Genomic DNA, 1,785 nt, shown 5'->3' with positions numbered 1-1,785 from the left:
TCCCCGCCTTCAGGCGGGGAGGGAATCCGATCTCAGGGCTGCTCTGACCCGCAGGTTACGACGGACGTTTTTGCTGCTCGATGTACTGACGGACGATCGACAGCGGAGCTCCGCCACATGATCCGGCGAAGTAGGAGCCGGACCAGAACCGGCCGTGCATGGTGAAGCGGTTGACGCGGCCGGTGAACTCCTGGCGCAGGTAGCGCGAGGACACGCCCTTGAGCGAGTTGACCAGGTTCGAGAGGGCGACCTTGGGCGGGTAGTGCACCAGCAGGTGGACATGGTCGCCCTCCCCGTTGAATTCGATCAGGTCCGCGCCGAAGTCCGTGCACACGTTCCGCATGATCTCCTCGCAGCGCGTCAGCATCTCGTCGTTGAAGACCTCACGCCGGTACTTGGTCACGAAAACCAAGTGGACATGAAGGGTGTAGACGACGTGACGGCCTCGGCGGATATCGGTATTTGGTGCCCAGCGTGGTGACATACACCAAGCGTAGTATGGTCGACGGACTCGAGGGGAAGGGGGTGGGCTGGATGATCCGTGCGTACAAGTTCCTCATGCGGCCCACCGTGGGCCAGGCCGCTGCGCTCGCCGCGATGCTGGCCGATCACTGCTCGCTCTACAACGGCGCGTTGCAGGAACGCCGTGACGCCTACCGGCACACGTCGAGGACGAGCATCAAATACGGCCAGCAGTCCGCACAGCTCAAGGAGATCCGTTCCTTCGACCCGGAGCGGCAGGGCCGGTGGTCGTTCTCCAGCCAGCAGGCGACACTTCGCCGTCTGGACAAGGCGTTCGCCGCGTTCTTCCGCCGTATCACGTCCGGCGATACGCCGGGCTACCCGCGCTTTCGGGGTGTGAACTGGTTCGACACGGTGGACTTCCCCAAGGACGGGGACGGCTGCCGCTGGGACTCCACCCCGTACGACCCCGTCACCCGCGTCCGGCTCCAAGGTGTCGGGCACGTCAAGGTCAACCAGCACCGGCCGGTGGTCGGCAAGGTCAAGACCGTGTCCGTCAAGCGCGAAGGTAAGCGCTGGTACGTCGTCCTGACCGCCGAGCAGCCGCAGCCCGAGCCGCTGACCCCGACCGGCAGCGTGGTCGGCATCGACATGGGCATAGCGTCGTTCCTCACCACGTCCAACGGTGAGCACGTCGACAACCCACGCCACGCCCGCAAGGCCGCCGCCAAGCTGGAGGCCGCACAGCGGGCACTGTCCCGGTATCCGCGCTGCAAGGCGAAGAACCGCACCAACAACCACCAGCGGGCCGTAGAGCGCGTCGCGGCCCTGCACGGCAAGGTGCGGCGTCAGCGCCTCGACCACGCACACAAGACCGCGCACGCCCTGGTCACCGAGCACGACTTCATCGCGCACGAAGACCTCAAGATCCGCAACATGAGCAAGACCGTCACACCGAAGCCCGACCCCGCCAAGCCGGGCGTGTTCCTGCCCAACGGGGCCGCCGCCAAGACAGGTCTGAACCGCTCGATCGCCGACGTCGGTTGGGGGGTGTTCCTGACGATCCTGCACGCCAAGGCTGAAAGCGCCGGACGAGACGTGATCGCCGTGGACCCCCGCAACACCTCCCGGACCTGCCCCGAATGCGGGCACGTCTCAGCGGAGAACCGGCCCACACAGGAGACGTTCCACTGCATCTCGTGCGGCCACACAGCGCACGCCGACGTCGTGGGAGCAACCAACGTTCTACGGGCCGGGCTGGTCCGTCGCAACGCCAACCCGGCTTAGCGAGAAGCCACCCCGTTTACGGGGTGGAGGAGTCAC

At 66.0% G+C, this 1,785-nt stretch carries 2 protein-coding genes; one reads left to right on the top strand and one right to left on the bottom strand.

The genetic code is table 11. The features are described from left to right. Nucleotides 1-55: 55 nt before the first annotated feature. The gene (gene tnpA, locus GRC12_RS44135) at nt 56-484 is read right to left on the bottom strand and encodes an IS200/IS605 family transposase (RefSeq protein WP_208786048.1); all 429 of its coding nucleotides are present in this window, start codon (nt 482-484) and stop codon (nt 56-58) included. A 50-nt stretch (nt 485-534) separates the two neighbouring features. Here tnpA and GRC12_RS44130 point away from each other — a divergent pair, with 50 nt between their 5' ends. Further along, nucleotides 535-1,749, top strand: coding sequence for an RNA-guided endonuclease InsQ/TnpB family protein (locus tag GRC12_RS44130; protein WP_208786049.1), 1,215 nt, complete (start codon nt 535-537; stop codon nt 1,747-1,749). Nucleotides 1,750-1,785 lie beyond the last annotated feature (36 nt).

The organism is Streptomyces griseorubiginosus (assembly GCF_017614965.1).
GTDB lineage: Bacteria > Actinomycetota > Actinomycetes > Streptomycetales > Streptomycetaceae > Streptomyces > Streptomyces griseorubiginosus_B.
The sequence above is the reverse complement of the archived record's forward strand: the minus strand, read 5'-3'. Positions and strand labels throughout refer to the sequence as shown.

What these genes read in the sequence shown, in the direction of transcription:
- GRC12_RS44130 (WP_208786049.1), top strand. Translation starts at nt 535, where the DNA reads ATGATCCGTGCGTACAAGTTCCTCATGCGGCCCACCGTGGGCCAGGCC.
- tnpA (WP_208786048.1), bottom strand. Translation starts at nt 484, where the DNA reads ATGTCACCACGCTGGGCACCAAATACCGATATCCGCCGAGGCCGTCAC.